14 protein-coding genes are annotated in these 14,590 nt (G+C 74.0%); 7 read left to right on the forward strand and 7 right to left on the reverse strand.

All coding sequences use genetic code 11. The features are described 5' to 3' along the window. Nucleotides 1-7: 7 nt before the first annotated feature. Nucleotides 8-847, reverse strand: a complete 840-nt coding sequence (locus ACZ466_RS16095; RefSeq protein WP_378286380.1) for an ABC transporter permease subunit — start codon at nucleotides 845-847, stop codon at nucleotides 8-10. After that, a complete protein-coding gene (locus ACZ466_RS16100) occupies nucleotides 844-1,605 on the reverse strand; it encodes an ABC transporter ATP-binding protein (RefSeq protein ID WP_378286382.1) in 762 nt (253 codons plus the stop codon). The genes ACZ466_RS16095 and ACZ466_RS16100 overlap by 4 nt, the downstream gene beginning before the upstream one ends. Before the next feature lie 122 nt (nucleotides 1,606-1,727). On the opposite strand from ACZ466_RS16100, the gene ACZ466_RS16105 reads away from it, so the two are divergent. The 6 genes from ACZ466_RS16105 to ACZ466_RS16130 all read left to right on the forward strand — a co-directional run bounded on the left by ACZ466_RS16105 (nucleotide 1,728) and on the right by ACZ466_RS16130 (nucleotide 8,147). Continuing rightward, nucleotides 1,728-3,152: a sensor histidine kinase gene (locus tag ACZ466_RS16105; RefSeq protein WP_378286384.1), complete on the forward strand. Its 1,425-nt coding sequence runs from the start codon at nucleotides 1,728-1,730 to the stop codon at nucleotides 3,150-3,152. After that, nucleotides 3,149-3,811 carry a response regulator gene (locus ACZ466_RS16110; protein ID WP_378286385.1) on the forward strand — a complete coding sequence of 221 codons (663 nt, stop codon included), beginning with the start codon at nucleotides 3,149-3,151 and terminating at the stop codon, nucleotides 3,809-3,811. Before ACZ466_RS16105 ends, ACZ466_RS16110 begins: the two co-directional genes overlap by 4 nt. Nucleotides 3,812-4,105: 294 nt before the next feature. After that, nucleotides 4,106-5,206 (forward strand): ferredoxin reductase, encoded by a 1,101-nt coding sequence (locus ACZ466_RS16115; RefSeq protein ID WP_378286386.1) that lies wholly within the window; start codon nucleotides 4,106-4,108, stop codon nucleotides 5,204-5,206. A 30-nt stretch (nucleotides 5,207-5,236) separates the two neighbouring features. Next, nucleotides 5,237-6,364: a fatty acid desaturase family protein gene (locus tag ACZ466_RS16120; protein ID WP_378286387.1), complete on the forward strand. Its 1,128-nt coding sequence runs from the start codon at nucleotides 5,237-5,239 to the stop codon at nucleotides 6,362-6,364. Between the two features lie 87 nt (nucleotides 6,365-6,451). Further along, nucleotides 6,452-7,009 (forward strand): hypothetical protein, encoded by a 558-nt coding sequence (locus tag ACZ466_RS16125; protein WP_378286388.1) that lies wholly within the window; start codon nucleotides 6,452-6,454, stop codon nucleotides 7,007-7,009. Nucleotides 7,010-7,226: 217 nt separating this feature from the next. Further along, nucleotides 7,227-8,147: an AfsR/SARP family transcriptional regulator gene (locus ACZ466_RS16130; RefSeq protein WP_378286389.1), complete on the forward strand. Its 921-nt coding sequence runs from the start codon at nucleotides 7,227-7,229 to the stop codon at nucleotides 8,145-8,147. 15 nt (nucleotides 8,148-8,162) lie between these two features. Here ACZ466_RS16130 and ACZ466_RS16135 read toward each other — a convergent pair whose 3' ends face one another. The 3 genes from ACZ466_RS16135 to ACZ466_RS16145 all read right to left on the reverse strand — a co-directional run bounded on the left by ACZ466_RS16135 (nucleotide 8,163) and on the right by ACZ466_RS16145 (nucleotide 10,994). Next, nucleotides 8,163-9,047: a GNAT family N-acetyltransferase gene (locus ACZ466_RS16135; protein WP_378286390.1), complete on the reverse strand. Its 885-nt coding sequence runs from the start codon at nucleotides 9,045-9,047 to the stop codon at nucleotides 8,163-8,165. 2 nt (nucleotides 9,048-9,049) lie between these two features. Then, nucleotides 9,050-9,871, reverse strand: a complete 822-nt coding sequence (locus ACZ466_RS16140; protein WP_378286421.1) for a PSP1 domain-containing protein — start codon at nucleotides 9,869-9,871, stop codon at nucleotides 9,050-9,052. A gap of 103 nt (nucleotides 9,872-9,974) precedes the next feature. Then, a complete protein-coding gene (locus ACZ466_RS16145; protein WP_378286391.1) occupies nucleotides 9,975-10,994 on the reverse strand; it encodes a hypothetical protein in 1,020 nt (339 codons plus the stop codon). A 211-nt stretch (nucleotides 10,995-11,205) separates the two neighbouring features. Here ACZ466_RS16145 and ACZ466_RS16150 point away from each other — a divergent pair, with 211 nt between their 5' ends. Further along, nucleotides 11,206-13,155 carry a WD40 repeat domain-containing serine/threonine protein kinase gene (locus ACZ466_RS16150; protein WP_378286392.1) on the forward strand — a complete coding sequence of 650 codons (1,950 nt, stop codon included), beginning with the start codon at nucleotides 11,206-11,208 and terminating at the stop codon, nucleotides 13,153-13,155. A gap of 19 nt (nucleotides 13,156-13,174) precedes the next feature. Here the strand turns inward: ACZ466_RS16150 and ACZ466_RS16155 are convergent, their stop codons facing one another. After that, complete coding sequence (locus ACZ466_RS16155; RefSeq protein WP_378286393.1) at nucleotides 13,175-14,053, reverse strand: fructosamine kinase family protein; 879 nt, start codon at nucleotides 14,051-14,053, stop codon at nucleotides 13,175-13,177. A 15-nt stretch (nucleotides 14,054-14,068) separates the two neighbouring features. Further along, entirely contained in the window at nucleotides 14,069-14,539 is a 471-nt protein-coding gene (locus ACZ466_RS16160) for a low molecular weight protein-tyrosine-phosphatase (RefSeq protein ID WP_378286394.1), read from the reverse strand. Between the last annotated feature and the right edge of the window lie 51 nt (nucleotides 14,540-14,590).

A 14,590-nucleotide genomic window follows, 5' to 3' on the forward strand; every position in this document is an offset into this window, starting at 1 on the left:
CCCCCGATCATTGGTCGCGGCGTTCGACACCGGCCACGGTGAGCGCGGCGGCGGCCAGGGCCCAGACCGCGTAGACGGTCCACGCGCCGGTGGTCGTCCACGGGTAGGGAACGGCGTCCTGGACGGCCTGCCCCAGGCGCTCCCACGCGTTCAACGGCAAGGCGTGGGCGACGACCGCCGACCAGTGGCCGTCGATGCCGAACGCGGCGGGCAGAACCAGGAGGACCACGAACACGGCGACGAGCGTGGGCGCGGCGTGCCGGACGATCGCACCCACGGCCATCCCGACCAGCGCGCACACCGGTGCGAGCAGCGCCGACGCCGCCACCAGGCGGAACGCCCCCGGTTCCGTGATCGACATGCCCGCGTCCCGCCCGGACAGGATCGCCTGGGTCAGCCCGAACGACGCCCCGGCGACGCCCGCGCCGAACGCCGCCGTGACCGCCGTGACGACGACCGCCTTCGCCGCCATCACCGGACGCCGGGCGGGCACGGCGGTGAACGTGGTGCGGATCATCCCGGTGCCGTACTCGCCCGCGATCGCGACCGCCCCGACGGCCGCGGCGGCGAACACCAGGCACATGGCGGCGGGCTGGGTGAACGCGTCGTGCAGCGCGCCGACCGGGACGAACCCGGACGCCCGCGGGTCCTCCCCCGTCCAGCCGCGGTAGTCGTCGTAGGCCTGGCCCACGTTGAACGCGACGACGACGAGGGCGCTGAGCGCCAGGGCCCACGCGGTCGAACGCAGCGACCGCAGTTTGATCCACTCGGCGGCGACCAGGTCACGGAAGCGGGCGCGGGGCTCGTCGATCACCACCACGCCCGAGGCGGCGTTCACGGCGGTCATCCCTTCCCTCCACCGAGACGGTCGGCGCCGCCCCCGGCGGCGGCCTCGGCGGAACCGGTGTCCGCGGTGAGCTGCATGAACGCCTCCTCCAGAGAGGCGGTACGGGTGGACCGCCTGAGCTCGTCCGGGGACCCCTCGGCGAGGAGCGCGCCGCGGCCGATGACGAGGAGATGATCGGCGGTGTTCTGCATCTCCGACATCAGATGGCTGGAGACCAGCACGGTCCGTCCCTCAGCGGCGAGGGTGCGGAACAGGCCGCGCACCCAGCGCACGCCCTGCGGGTCGAGGCCGTTGAGCGGTTCGTCGAACAGCAGCACGGGCGGGTCGCCGAGCAGCGCGGCGGCGATCCCGAGGCGCTGCCGCATACCGAGGGAGAAGCCGCCGATGCGGCGGCGCGCCGCATCGGCGAGTCCCACCTGGTCCAGGACTTCGCCGACCCGGGAGCGCGGTATGCGGTTGGCGCGGGCCAGCGCCCACAGGTGGGCGGAGGCGCTCCGGCCGCCGTGCACGTCGCCGGCGTCCAGCAGGGCGCCGACGTGGCGCAGGCCGCGCGGGCGGTGGCGGAACGGCCGGCCGTTGACGGTGACGGTCCCGGCCGTGGGCGCGTGCAGGCCCAGGATCATGCGCAGGGTCGTGCTCTTGCCCGCGCCGTTGGGCCCGAGGAATCCGGTGACGCGTCCCGGCCGCACGGTGAAGCTCAGCCCGTCGACGGCGGTGACGCCTCCGTAGCGTTTGGTCAGTTCGCTCGCTTCGATCACCCGGCCCACGGTGCCGCCCGCCGCGCCGCCGGGCATCGGGCCCGCGCGGACATTGAGGGTCGACCGTGGACCTACATCCCCAGTCCGATCCCGAGGACGGAACACGCGGTTACGATCACCGCATGCACGCCTCGCCGCCGTTCTCCGTGCTGAAGCGCGTCCCGCCGGGCGCCTGGACGGCCGTGACGTGGTGCGCAATGGCGATCTGGCCGATCGTCGAGTTCGTCTGGTTCCCGCCCGAGCACGGGTACTCCAACAAATATCCGGCGGACGGCCTCGACTCGTTCCCGGCGCAGGCGCTGCTGGGACTGGCGTTCGTCCTGGCGGTCGCGGGCGGCGTACTGCTGCGTCGCCGGCCGGTGACCGGGTACGTCCTGCTGATCGCGGGCACGGTCGTATCGGCAGTGGCGTGGCGGCAGCCGGAGCTTCCCTCCGCCCAGTTCCTGGCGGTGGACGTGGCCCTGTGCTTCATCGCGGCGACCCGGGCCCGCCGCGTCTCCGTCGCCGCCGCGTCCATGGCGGCCGGGATGCTCGCGGGTTTCCTGGCGGTGCGGCTGTTGTGGTCGGAGGAGAACGGGATCGCCTCGGAGCCGTTCATGGTCTTGACGGTGGTCATCGCCTGGTTGGTCGGCAATTCCGCGCGCCAGGCCCGCCTGCACGCCGAGCGGCTGCGCGCCCAGGCCGCCGCCCAGGCGGTCACCGCCGAACGGCTCCGGATCGCCCGCGAGTTGCACGACATGGTGGCGCACAGCATCGGCATCATCGCACTCCAGGCGGGCGCGGCACGGCGCGTGATCGACACCCAGCCGGCCGGGGCGCGCGAGGCGCTCGGCAGCATCGAGGAAGCCGGCCGGGAGACCCTCGCGGAGCTGCGCCGGATGCTCGGGGCGCTCCGGCACGCCGAAGCGGGGGAGGCTCCGCTCGAACCGGCCCCGGGGCTGGCCGACGTCGACCGCCTCGCCGCCACGACGACCGCCGCGGGCGTCCACGTGGACGTGCGGTGGCGGGGCGAGCCACGGCCGCTCCCGCCGGAGATCGACGTGTCCGCCTACCGGATCGTCCAGGAGGCGGTGGCCAACGTGCTGCGCCACGCGGGCGCCCGCCGCTGCCAGGTGACCATCGAGCACGGCGCCGGCGAGCTGGCCGTCGAGATTCTGGACGAAGGAAACGCGGCCGGTGGACGCGGCGCCGGCGCGAGCGGCCCCGGGAAGAGTGGCTCCGGTGGCGTGGTGGGCAATGGGTACGGGCTGGTCGGCATCCGCGAGCGGGTCGGCCTGCTGGGCGGCGAACTCGCCGCCGGCCCGCGTCCGGGAGGCGGCTTCCGGGTAGCCGCCCGCCTACCCGTCCCACCGGCTCCCACGGCTCCCGCAGCTTCGCTGGGAACGGCGGGGACAGTGGGGATGTCGGCTCCCACAGCTTTGGCGGGAACAGCGGCTCCGGCGGCTCCGGCCGGGACGGCGGCTCCTGTTGCTCCCGCGGATCCCGCGGCTTCGCCGACTCCTGCGGATTCGGCGGATCGGGCGGAGTGGGTGGGGGGTGGGGGGTGAGCGTGCGTGTTGTTCTGGCCGATGACCAGCCGTTGGTGCGGGCGGCGCTGCGGATGGTCATCGCCGACGCGCCTGACCTGGAGGTGTCCGGGGAGGCCGCGACCGGGGCCGAGGCCGTCGGGCTCGCCGAGGACGCCGACGTCGTCGTGATGGACCTGCGCATGCCGGTCATGGACGGCATCGAGGCCACCCGGCTGATCACCGCGCGTCCCGGCGGGGCGCGCGTGGTCGTGCTGACCACGTTCGACGACGACGATCACGTGTTCGGGGCGCTGCGCGCCGGCGCGGCCGGGTTCCTGGTCAAGGACATGGCGCTGGACGACATCCTGGCCGCCGTCCGGGTCGTCGCCGCCGGGGACGGTCTCATCGCGCCTGGCGTCACGCGGCGGTTGATCGCGCGCTTCGCCGCGAGTCCCGCCCGCCTCGCCTCCGTCGTGCCCGCGCGGGGGCTCACCGCGGTCACCGAACGCGAGCGCGAGGTGCTGACGCTGGTCGGGCTCGGCCTGACCAACGCCGAGATCGCCGCCGAGCTGCACCTGAGCGTGGCCACGGTGAAGACGTACGTGACGCGGCTGCTCACCAAGCTCGACTCCCGTGACCGCGTGCAGCTCGTCATCGTCGCCTACGAGACGGGCCTGGTCACCCCCGGAGCCGGTTGATCAGGTCGGTGACGGCGTCGGGACGGTCCGTCGGGCGTGTGGGGCGTGCGGCGGAGTCTAGGCATTCGCCCCGAAGGGGCCGGAGAAGCGCACCTGGAGCGTGTGTCGCGACGTTTAGCGAGTGGGTGCTAAGCGGGCGCGGTTCTTTGTCATCTCGGTTTACACCAGGCGATGTCACATCATGCGATGGTGTGATGGCCGTCGCTTTTGCCGGGCGGCTCTTGCTAGGCCCTCCAGGTTTACGCGACCGTAGGTTACGGATCAGTAAGTTAGAGCGCCCCCGGGGGAGGCCCGTTGACCGCTCCGCTCGCCACCACCGGATCCGCGCCGGTCCGGCGCCGGCTGGCCGGTGCCGCGCGCTGGCTGACCACGCCGCTGCTGCCCGAGGACTACCTCGCCCTGCTCAACCCGCTGTGGTCCGCGGCCGACCCGCGCGGCCGGATCGAGGCCGTACGGCATGAGGCCCCCGGCGCGGCGTCCCTGCTGATCAGGCCGGGCGTCACCTGGCCCGGGCACCGTCCCGGCCAGTGGCTGAAGATCGGCGTGGACATCGGGGGCGTCCGGCACTGGCGGAGCTTCTCGCTGTCCTCGCCGCCCCGGTCCGACGGCAGGCTCACGATCACCGTCAAGGCAGGCCCCGAGGGTCGGGTGTCCCGGCACCTGGTCCACGAGATCGCCCCCGGGACGATCGTCAGGCTGGGGCGGCCGGAGGGCGACTTCGTCCTTCCCGATCCGCTGCCCGGACGGATCCTGTTCGTGACCGCGGGCAGCGGCGTCACCCCCGTACGGGCGATGCTGCGGGCGCTGGTGGACGGCGCGCGGCCCATGCCGGACGTGGTGCTGGTGCACTCGGCGCGCACCCCCGGCGAGGTGATCTTCGGAGCGGAGCTGCGCGAGATCGCCGCGCGCTTCCCGGGCACGCTGCGGCTCCACGAACGGCACACCGCCGTCGAGGGACGCCTCAAGCCCGCCGCGCTGGACGACCTCTGCCCGGACTGGGCGTCCCGCGAGACCTGGGCGTGCGGGCCCGCCGGGATGCTGGACGAGATCTCCGCCCATTGGGCAGCCGCGGGCGCCGCCGGAGGGCTGCACATCGAACGCTTCCAGACCTCCTTCCCGAACGCCGGAATCGAGGAGGGGGGCGGGCGCGTGCGGTTCACCGCGAGCGGTGTCGAGACCGACGCGGACGGGGCCACCCCGCTGCTGGAGGCCGGGGAGGGCGCGGGCGCGCTGCTGCCCAGCGGGTGCCGGATGGGCATCTGCCACAGCTGCGTCGGGCGGCTGCGGTCCGGGCGGGTCCGCGACCTGCGCACGGGCGAGCTGCACGGCGAGGAGGGCCACATGATCCAGACCTGCGTGTCGGCGGCCGCCGGGGCCGTGGAGATCGACCTGTGACCGCACCACCTCCGAGGGGGACCTGACGTCATGACCACCGCCACCGCCTCCGCCACCGTGGCGCACCTGACCCCGGCCGACTACGAGGCGATCGCCCGCGAGCTGGACGCGCTCCGCGAGGAGATCACCGCCGATCTGGGCGAGCGCGACGCCGCCTACATCCACCGCGTCATCCGCTGGCAGCGCGGGCTGGAGATCGGCGGGCGGGCGCTGCTGATGGCCTCCTCGCTGCCGCCCGCCTGGCTGGCCGGGACGGCGACGCTGGCCGTCGCCAAGATCCTGGAGAACATGGAGATCGGGCACAACGTCATGCACGGCCAGTGGGACTGGATGCGCGACCCCAAGATCCACTCGACCACCTGGGAGTGGGACAACGTCTCGCCCGCCGGGCAGTGGAAGCACTCGCACAACGTGGTGCACCACACCAACACCAACATCGTCGGCCGGGACAACGACGTCGGCTACGGGATCCTGCGGGTCTCCGCCGAGCAGGGGTGGCATCCGGCGAACCTGCCGCAGCCGCTGGTCAACCTGCTGCTGGCGATGTTCTTCGAGTACGGCGTCGCGGTGCACGACCTGGAGATCGACAAGGTTCTGGCGGGCCGGAACGATCCGGAGGAGACCCGGGCGAAGCTGCGCGCCATCGGCCGGAAGATCCGCCGCCAGTGGGCCAAGGACTATCTGGTGTTCCCGCTGCTCAGCGGGCCGCAGTTCGGCAGCACGCTGGCGGCCAACTTCACCGCCAACGTGGTCCGGAACGTCTGGGCGCACATGATCATCTTCTGCGGGCACTTCCCGGGGGACGTCGAGTTCTTCACCGCGGAGCGGCTCGACGCGGAGACCCGGGGCGAGTGGTACGTCCGGCAGCTGCTCGGCTCGGCCAACATCAGCGGCGGGCCGCTCCTGCACCTGATGTCGGGCAATCTGAGCCACCAGATCGAGCACCATCTCTTTCCCGACCTGCCGAGCAACCGGTACGCCGAGATCGCGCCCCGGGTCCGGGCGCTGTGCGAGCGGTACGGGCTGCCGTACCACACGGGGCCGCTGGCCAGGCAGGTCGGCAGCACCTGGAAGAAGATCGTGCGGTACGCGTTCCCCGGGCCGCGCCGGTCCGCCCCGGAGCCGTCCGCCCCGGTCAGGGAGCCGGCCGCCGCCTGACCGCGCGCGGCGCCGGGGCGGGACTTAGCGGGTGAGCGGTCGGGCGGTCACAATGAGCACACCCGACCTCGCCACAGGAGAGTGCTGTTGCCCGCCGCGCCCGACGTTCCGCCACCGCCCGCTCCCGACGACGCCACCGAGCCGGAGCCTCCGGCCGCGGCCCCGCAAGATCCCCGCGGAGGCGGCGTTCGCCGGTACGCGGTCGCCGGGGCGGCGGTGGCGGCCGTGGCGTTGACGGCGGGCGTGGTGGCGTTCGTGGTCGCCCCCGGCGCCGAGCGCCCCGATCCCGCGACGCACTGCCAGTACATGCGTGGCACGATCCAGGATTCGCGGATGAAGCGAACCTGGCCGCACCTCTACCAGTGTCCGAACCGCCCGCACGCCGACGTCTACGAGCAGGCCCGGTTCGGGACGAAGGTCGGCGTCCTGGACACCGATCCCAGCTGGTTCATCTGCTGGACGCGCGGCGAGCCGCATTCCGGCGGCAACGACGTCTGGTACTACACCCGGGGCAACCGGGCCGCGCAGCGTCCGGAGCTGGACTCCTGGGGGTACGTGCCCGCGGGCGATCTCCAGGCCGCCGAGCATCCCGATCCCGCAGTCACGCGGCAGTGTCCCGGCGGTAAGGGCGGCACCGCTGGTTGACCCGGGGAAACACTCCCCTGACCTGCGCTTGTGCTTGTTCTGAACAGATCCGAACGGTCCGTTCACGGTTCCCTCGGCCCCTCGGCCTGCCCGGATGTCTAACCTTCTGCGGTGACCCGGGCCCCGGGTACCCGCAACACCCCGCTGACTCGCACGCCCCGCCGTTCCCGCGCGAGATCGAGACGGATTGACCGCCACGGAAAGGGTGACGGATCGGGTGACCGAAAGCGTGATGTTCCGAATTCTGGGCCCCCTGCGCGCGGGTGCGCGGCGGGGACCGGTCGATCTCGGGGACGGCCGGACCCGGCTCGTCCTGGCGACGCTGCTGCTGGAGCCGGGCCGGATCGTGCCGGTGGACCGGCTGGTGGAGGCGGTCTGGGACGGGGAGCCGCCCGTCACGGCCCAGACCCAGATCGCCATCGCGGTCTCCGGGCTGCGCCGCGCGTTCCGGGACGCGGGCTGTACCCGCCGGGTGATCGAGACCGCGGGTCCGGGCTACCGGATCGCGCCCGAGGCGGGCACGGTCGACGCCGTGACGGCCGCGCGGACGATCGGGCGGGCGCGGGCGGCCGTGCGGGCGGGCCGCCACCGGGAGGCGGCGGAGCTGTTCGGGGCGGCGCTGTCGCTCTGGGACGGACCGGTGCTGGCGGACCTCGACCGCGCCCTCATCGTCGCGGGCGCGCTCCGCTGGGAGGAACTGCGGCTCACCGCCATCGAGGAGGCCGCGGAGGTGGGGCTGCTCCTGGGCCGCCACCACGAGCTGATCGGCGGCCTGCGGGGGCCGGTCACCGAGCATCCGTTCCGTGAGCGGATGCGCGGCCTGCTGATGATGGCGCTGGTGCGCGCCGGCCGGCAGAGCGAGGCGCTGGAGGTCTATCGCACGGGCCAGCGCATCCTGTCCAGGGAGCTCGGTCTCGAGCCGGGACGGGAGCTCCGCGAACTGCACGAGGCGATCCTGCGCGGCGATTTCCCCGTCCACCGGACGTCGCAAACGCCCGCGTCCCGCTCCGCCCCGGCTCCGCCATCACCGGCCTCGTCCGCGCCGGCGCCCCGGGAGAGCCGCTGCTGCGCGGGCGCCGTCCCGCGCACCCGCTCGCAACGGTGGCGCGGCGGCCCTGGCCGCTTCCGCTCCCACTGACCCCGACGCCGGCCTCTAGCCGAGTGCCTGCATCACCGGGACGAACAGCCGCGACTGATCGCCGCCGGCCGACGCGCCGTACTCCATGACGGTCGTGGTGAACGCGACCTTCATCCCGTTCCGTTCGGCCCATTCGAGCAGCTCGGGATGCCGCCGGTCGACGTCGAGCCGCACCACCGTCCCGGCCACCCCGTCGGTGAGGGCGAGGGCCTCGACGAGGCCGAGCGCGGTGGTCGCGTCCCGTCCGGTGACCGGGCCGACCATCAGCAGGTCCCCGTTGCGCCACGCGCCCCCGAATCCCAGCAGCGGCCCGTCTCCCTCGCCGCGGACGACGCGGAAGTCCTCGCAGAACGAGGGGAGGCGCCGGAGCAGCTCGGTCCGCGGAGCGCCGAACGCCTCGGCGTCGAGCGCGAGCACGTCCGCCATGTCCCCGTCCTCGAACCGCCGGGACGCCGCACCCGCGGAGCCCGCCCGTCCAGACGGTTCGCCCTTGTACGTGACGCACTTCCCGACCGCGCGGAAGCCGAGCCGCTCGTAAAGGACACGCCCGTACTCGGTGGCCGTCAGGCAGGCGCCGGCCGTGCCGCAGTGGTCGAGCGCGTGCCTCATCAGCCGCCCGCCCAGGCCCTGCCGCTCGTACCGGCGCGCGACGAGGACCATGCTGATCGCGGAGACGTCCCGCCCGTACGGCGTCGACACGACCGTCCCGGCGAGCCTGCCGGGGGAGGCGGGATCGTCCACCCCGTACACCCGGCCGATCCGGAACAGCAGCCGCCACTTGTGTTCTTCGGGAGGCCAGTCGCGGTCCTGCGCGAGTTCGGTGCAGGCCGCCAGGTCGTCGCCCACGCGCAGCCGCCGCACCGGCGTCCCGTCCAGCGTCTCGGCGTCCGTCCCGCTCACCCTCAGTCGGACGACTCGCCGTAGTGGGCGTCGTGCTGCTTGCGCGGCGAGCACACCGACGCCGAGGGGCACGAGCAGCGCCGCGAGCCGACCTTCACCGTGATCTTGTCGCCCGGGACGTTGTAGCCGATGACCTGCCCCTGCCCCTCGGGCGTGTCGACCACCGCGCCCAGCCGCGGCGCCTTCTCCTTGAACTCCATGTACAGGGGGTGCTCGTACTTGAGGCAGCACATCAGGCGGCCGCACGCCCCGGCGATGCGCAGCGGGTTGACCGGGAGGTCCTGCTCCTTGGCCATCCGCACCGACACCGGCTCGAAGTCCTTGAGGAAGGTGGCGCAGCACAGGTCGCGGCCGCACGGGCCGATGCCGCCCTGCAGGCGGGCCTCGTCGCGCGGGCCCACCTGGCGCAGCTCGACGCGGGCCTTGATGTTGCGGGCCAGGTCCCGGACGAGCGCGCGGAAGTCCACCCGGTGCGGCGCGGTGAAGTAGATCTTGAAGACGTTGTCGGCGTCGAGGTAGTCCACCCCGATGACCTTCATCGGCAGCTCGTGCTTGCGGATCAGGCGCTTGGCGATGCTCCTGCCCTCGGCCCGGCGGCGCCGGTTGCCCTCGTCCCGGGCCAGGTGCTCGTCGGTGGCGGGCCCGGCGCAGACGGGCAGCCCGTCGATGTCCTCCGACACCCACTGCGGCGCCCAGACGCACTCGGCCACCTCGGGACCCGCGTCCGTGGGCACCAGCACCCTGTCGCCCACCCGGGGCGAGTGCGGGCCGGGGTCGAGGTAGTAGAGGCGTCCGTAGCGGGTGAAACTGACGGCCATCACCATGCCCACGGTTTCGCTCCGTTCGCCCGGTTTCGTGGGAACACCCTACGTTGTTCCACCACCCGGAAGTCGAACGGAATTCACCGCCGCACGTCACGGCCGCGGGTCACCAGGCGGCGTCGACCAGATCGTCCGCGGGCATGGGCTGGGCGCCGTCCATGTGCAGCCGCCCGTCGCTCGCCAGGACCAGCAGGTGCTCCCCGGCGTGGTCGGCCGACACCCGCGTGACCTGCCCCGCCCCCTTCTGCCGCCACAGCACCCCGCCCGGACGGCCCGTGTCGATCGCGAACGCCTGCAACGTGATCTGCGCGTTCTGCGCGAGGCCCGCCACGATGGTGCGGCCGTCCCGGCCCAGCACGGCCGCGCCGCTGCTGCCCTCGGGCAGCTTCAGCACCGGCTTGCTGGTCTTCAGGTCGCCGGGGGCCGCCGCGGTGTCGAGCGTCCTGACCTGGTGGACGATCCGCCCGCCGACCTTGCGCGTCGGGCTCCACACGAACGACAGCGTCGCACCGGCCCACGACAGGCTGCTCACGCGGGCGGGGGTCTTGGTCGTCCACGCCTTGCGCTGCCCGGTCTGCGCGGAGACGACCTCCAGCCGGCCGATGCCGCCGCTCTGGTACGTCACGTACGCGATCCGGTCGCCGTCCGGGGCCACGGCCATGTCGGACCAGGCCGTGGACGCGCCCGTCACGGCCGCCTTCGGCAGCGCCGCGAGCTCCTCGGGGCCGCCGTCCTCGTTCAGCCGCAGCCGCTGGAACGTCACCTGCCCGGACGCCGCCGCGGCCACCACGAACGAGCCGTCGCCCGCCGCGGCCACCCGCTGGAAGCGCTGGGCGCGCGGGGCCGCGACCGGAAGTCCGACATCGCGCCCGCTGCGGACGTCACGGACGACCAGGGCGCCGCCCGCCCCGCGGATCGCCACCACGTGGCGCGGCCCCGTCTCGTCCCGCTCCGCCGCGGGCTGCGCGGAACGCTCCTTCTCGCCGGACTTCTGGTGCCGGTGAACGATGTCCACGCCGCCGCCGATCGCGAGGGCCACGAACGAGGCGACACCGATCGGGACGATGCCCCGCCAGGCGGCGCCGAGCCCGCCGCCCGGAGCCGGATCCTTGTGCTTACCGTCCATAGGGGTAACGCCGCACCCGCCCTTCCGATCCTGCCCCGTTCATCGACCCGTCGTTTCTATCTCATCTTCCTGGCGACAAACAGCCAGGTTTGCGGAGTTACCAACTCGAAGCGAATGCGGCACCACGCCGGAGATCGTCCGACCCGCCCTCCGACCACCGGCTGAACGCCGGGCCGGGCGCCCGGCCGGGCGTCCCGGCTAGAGTCGCCCCATGCCGCAAGATCCGCACCCCGTCCTCCGCGGACGTTACAGCCTCGCGGAGCCGGTGGGACGCGGCGGCATGGGCGCCGTGTGGCGCGCCCATGACCAGGTCCTTCACCGGGAGGTCGCGGTCAAGGAGGTGCTGCCCCCGGCCGGCGTCCCCGGCGCCGACCTGACCGCCTGGTACGCGCGCACGATGCGCGAGGCGCGCTCGGCCGCGCGGCTGCGGCACCCCTCGATCATCACCGTCCACGACGTCGTCTGGCACGACGAGCGCCCCTGGATCGTCATGGAGTTCGTCGCCGGCCGCAGCCTCGCCGACGAGCTGCGGCCCGGCCCGCTGGAGCCCGCGCGGGCGGCGGAGATCGGCGGCCAGGTGCTGGCGGGACTGGTCGCCGCGCACGCGGCCGGGGTCGTCCACCGGGACGTGAAGCCGGCCAACGTGCTCCTGGACGGCGGGCGCGTCGTGATCACCGATTTCGGCATCGCCACCGCCGAGGGGATGACCGTCCTGACCGCGTCCAGTGCGATCCTGGGCACACCCGCGTACATGGCGCCCGAGCAGGTGCGGTCGAACGCCGCGTCACCGGCGAGCGACCTGTGGGCCCTGGGCGCGACGCTGTACGCCGCGGTCGAGGGGCGTCCACCCTTCCAGGGGGCCACCCCCATGGCCGTCCTGGCGGCGCTGATGACCGAGGAGCCCGAGCCGCCGCGCAGGGCGGGGCCGCTGCGTCCCGTCCTCGAAGGGCTGCTGCGCAAGGACCCCGGGCAGCGCATGGCAGCGGAGGAGGCCGCCCGGCTCCTGTCCGCCGCGGCTGGAACCGCCGCCGCCCCCGAACGCCCCTCGGCGCCTGCGTTCGTCCAGGGGAGCGAGCCCACCTCCCTGGACGACCTGCCCTGCTCGATCGACCGGCTCGCGCTCAGCCCGGACGGCTCGGTGCTGGCGACCGCGGTACCGGCCGCGGTGGACGGCGGGCCCGCGGCCTGGCTCTGGGACGTGGCCACCGGCCGCAGGCTGCTCACCGTCGCCCGCTCGCCCGGCGGCACGGACGACGCCCTCGCCGTTTTCCTCGCCGACGGCAGGCTGATCGTCGGCGACGGCGCCGTGTTCTCGATCGTCGCGCGTGGACGGGCGCCGCAGCCGGTCCTCGACACCGACGGCCGCTTCACCCATGTCGCCGTCGGCTGCCGCGAGGACGGCCGGGTGCTGCTGGCGACCAAGTCCGACGTCCGGGAGGGCGTGCTGCTGCACGAGGCCGGCGGGGCCAGCGTGCGGGTCGACTGCGACAACGCCGAGCAGACCTCCGGCGAGATGGCCTTCACCGGCGACGGGCGCGTCCTCGCGGTGGCGGCCGCCGTCCACGGGAGCGACGAGTATCAGATCGAGCTGTGGGAAACCGCGCGGAACGAGCGCTTCCACGTGCTGACCGGGCAGCGGGAGAACCCGTGGAGCCTGTGCTTCAGCCCGGACGGCAGGCTGCTGCTGTCCTGGGGGCACGGCGGGCAGCCGAGGCTCTGGGACGTGCGGCGGCGGTTCCGCAGCCCCCTGGTGGCGACGCTGGACGGGCACCGCGCGCCCGGCGAGTCGCTGGCGTTCAGCCCGGACGGGACGCACGCGGCCACCGTCGACGGCGGCGAGCTGCGGCTGTGGAGCACCGACGGCGGCGCCCGTCCGCTCGGCCCGCTGGCCGGGCACGCGGCGGACGTCAACGCCGTGGCGTTCGGGCTCGGCGGGAAGATCGCCGTGACCGCGTCCGACGACGCCACCGTCCGCGTGTGGGACGTGCTCGCGGCGGCCTGGGAGGGCCCGGAGCGGGCACCGATCACCACGCTGACCGGCCATTCCGGGCCGGTCCGGGGGCTGGCGGTGAACCGCGGCGGGACGGTCATGGCCACCGGCGGCGCCGACGGCGACCGGACCGTGCGGCTGCACGACCTGAGCCGACTGGCCCGCGCCTGAGACTCTCCGGGGAGCGTGGTCAGTGGGCGATGGCCAGGGCGGCCCGGGCGGCCTCGACCGTCCGCGCCCGGTAGCCCTCGCCGAACAGGGCGACATGGACCAGCAGGGGATGCAGCTGGTGCAGTGGGACACGCTCCCGCCACCCGTCCGCGAGGGGCGCGGCCTCGTCGTAGGCGGCGAGGACCCGGTCCAGGTGCGGGGCGCCGAACAGCTCCAGCATGGCCAGATCGGTCTCCCGGTGCCCCGCGTGCGCGGCCGGGTCGATCAGCATGCAGCGGCCGTCCGTCCACAGGACGTTGCCCGACCACAGGTCGCCGTGGATGCGGGACGGCGGCTCGGGCGGGCCGGCGAGGACGTCGATCTCCTCGATGACGCGCTCGACCAGCCCCACGTCGGCGGACGTGAGCGATCGCCGCGCGCGGCGCAGGAACGGCTCCAGGCGGCGCTCGGCGTACCAGCGCGGCCACTGGCCCTCCACGACCGTGTTGTCGAGCGGGAGATCGGCGATGAAGCCGTCCCAGGGGGCGCCGTACGCGCCGGGGGCGGGGGCGGAGGTGTGCATGGCCGCCAGTTCGCGCCCGAACCGTTCGGCGGCCTCGGCGCCGGGCGCCACGGACGGCAGCCACGGCAGGACCAGCATGCGCTCGTCGTCCGCCAGCACCTCCGGCACGGGCGGGGGCGGGCCGGAGGTGCCGCGGCCCTCGGCCAGCCAGCGCAGCCCGGCCGCCTCGGCGGCGAACACCCCGGGCTGGTCGAAGGCCGCCTTGACGAAGATCTCGCGGCCGTCGGAGAGGGCCGCCCGGTGGAGCGTCCAGGCGTGGCTGGAGCCCAGGTCACTGACATGCTCGACCCGTACGCCCCCGCCGAGCAGCTCCTCGACCCTTTCCCGGCGAAGCACGGCCCGCCCCCCCTCCTACGTCCGGCGGATCTCGTCGAGGAGGCCGGGCACGGCGGCCTCCACCAGCGCGAGGACGTGGTCGAAGTCGGCGTGCTCGCCGTAGTACGGGTCGGGGACGTCGAGATCGGCGCCGCCCGCGGCCGGGTCGAACTCGCGGAGCAGCCGGATCTTCGCGCGCGCCTTCTCGTCCGGCGCCATCGCGCGCAGATCCCGCAGGTGCCCGCGGTCGAGGGCGACGATCAGGTCGTAGGAGTCGAACCAGCCCGCCTCGAACTGCCGCGCGATGTGCGCCGACCGGTATCCGGCGCGCCGCAGGGCCTCGACGGTACGGTCGTCGGCGCCGTCCCCGGCGTGCCACGGGCCCGTCCCGGAGCTGTCCACCTCGACCTCGAGGCCCTCCTCCTCCACATGGTGGCGCAGGACCCACTCGGCGATCGGCGAGCGGCAGATGTTGCCCGTGCAGACGAAGGTGACGCGGTACGGCATGGCTCCATCCTGCCCGAGCCCCCCGGATGCTCCGACAACGACGTGGCCCCC

It is taken from the genome of Actinomadura rugatobispora (assembly GCF_055379765.1).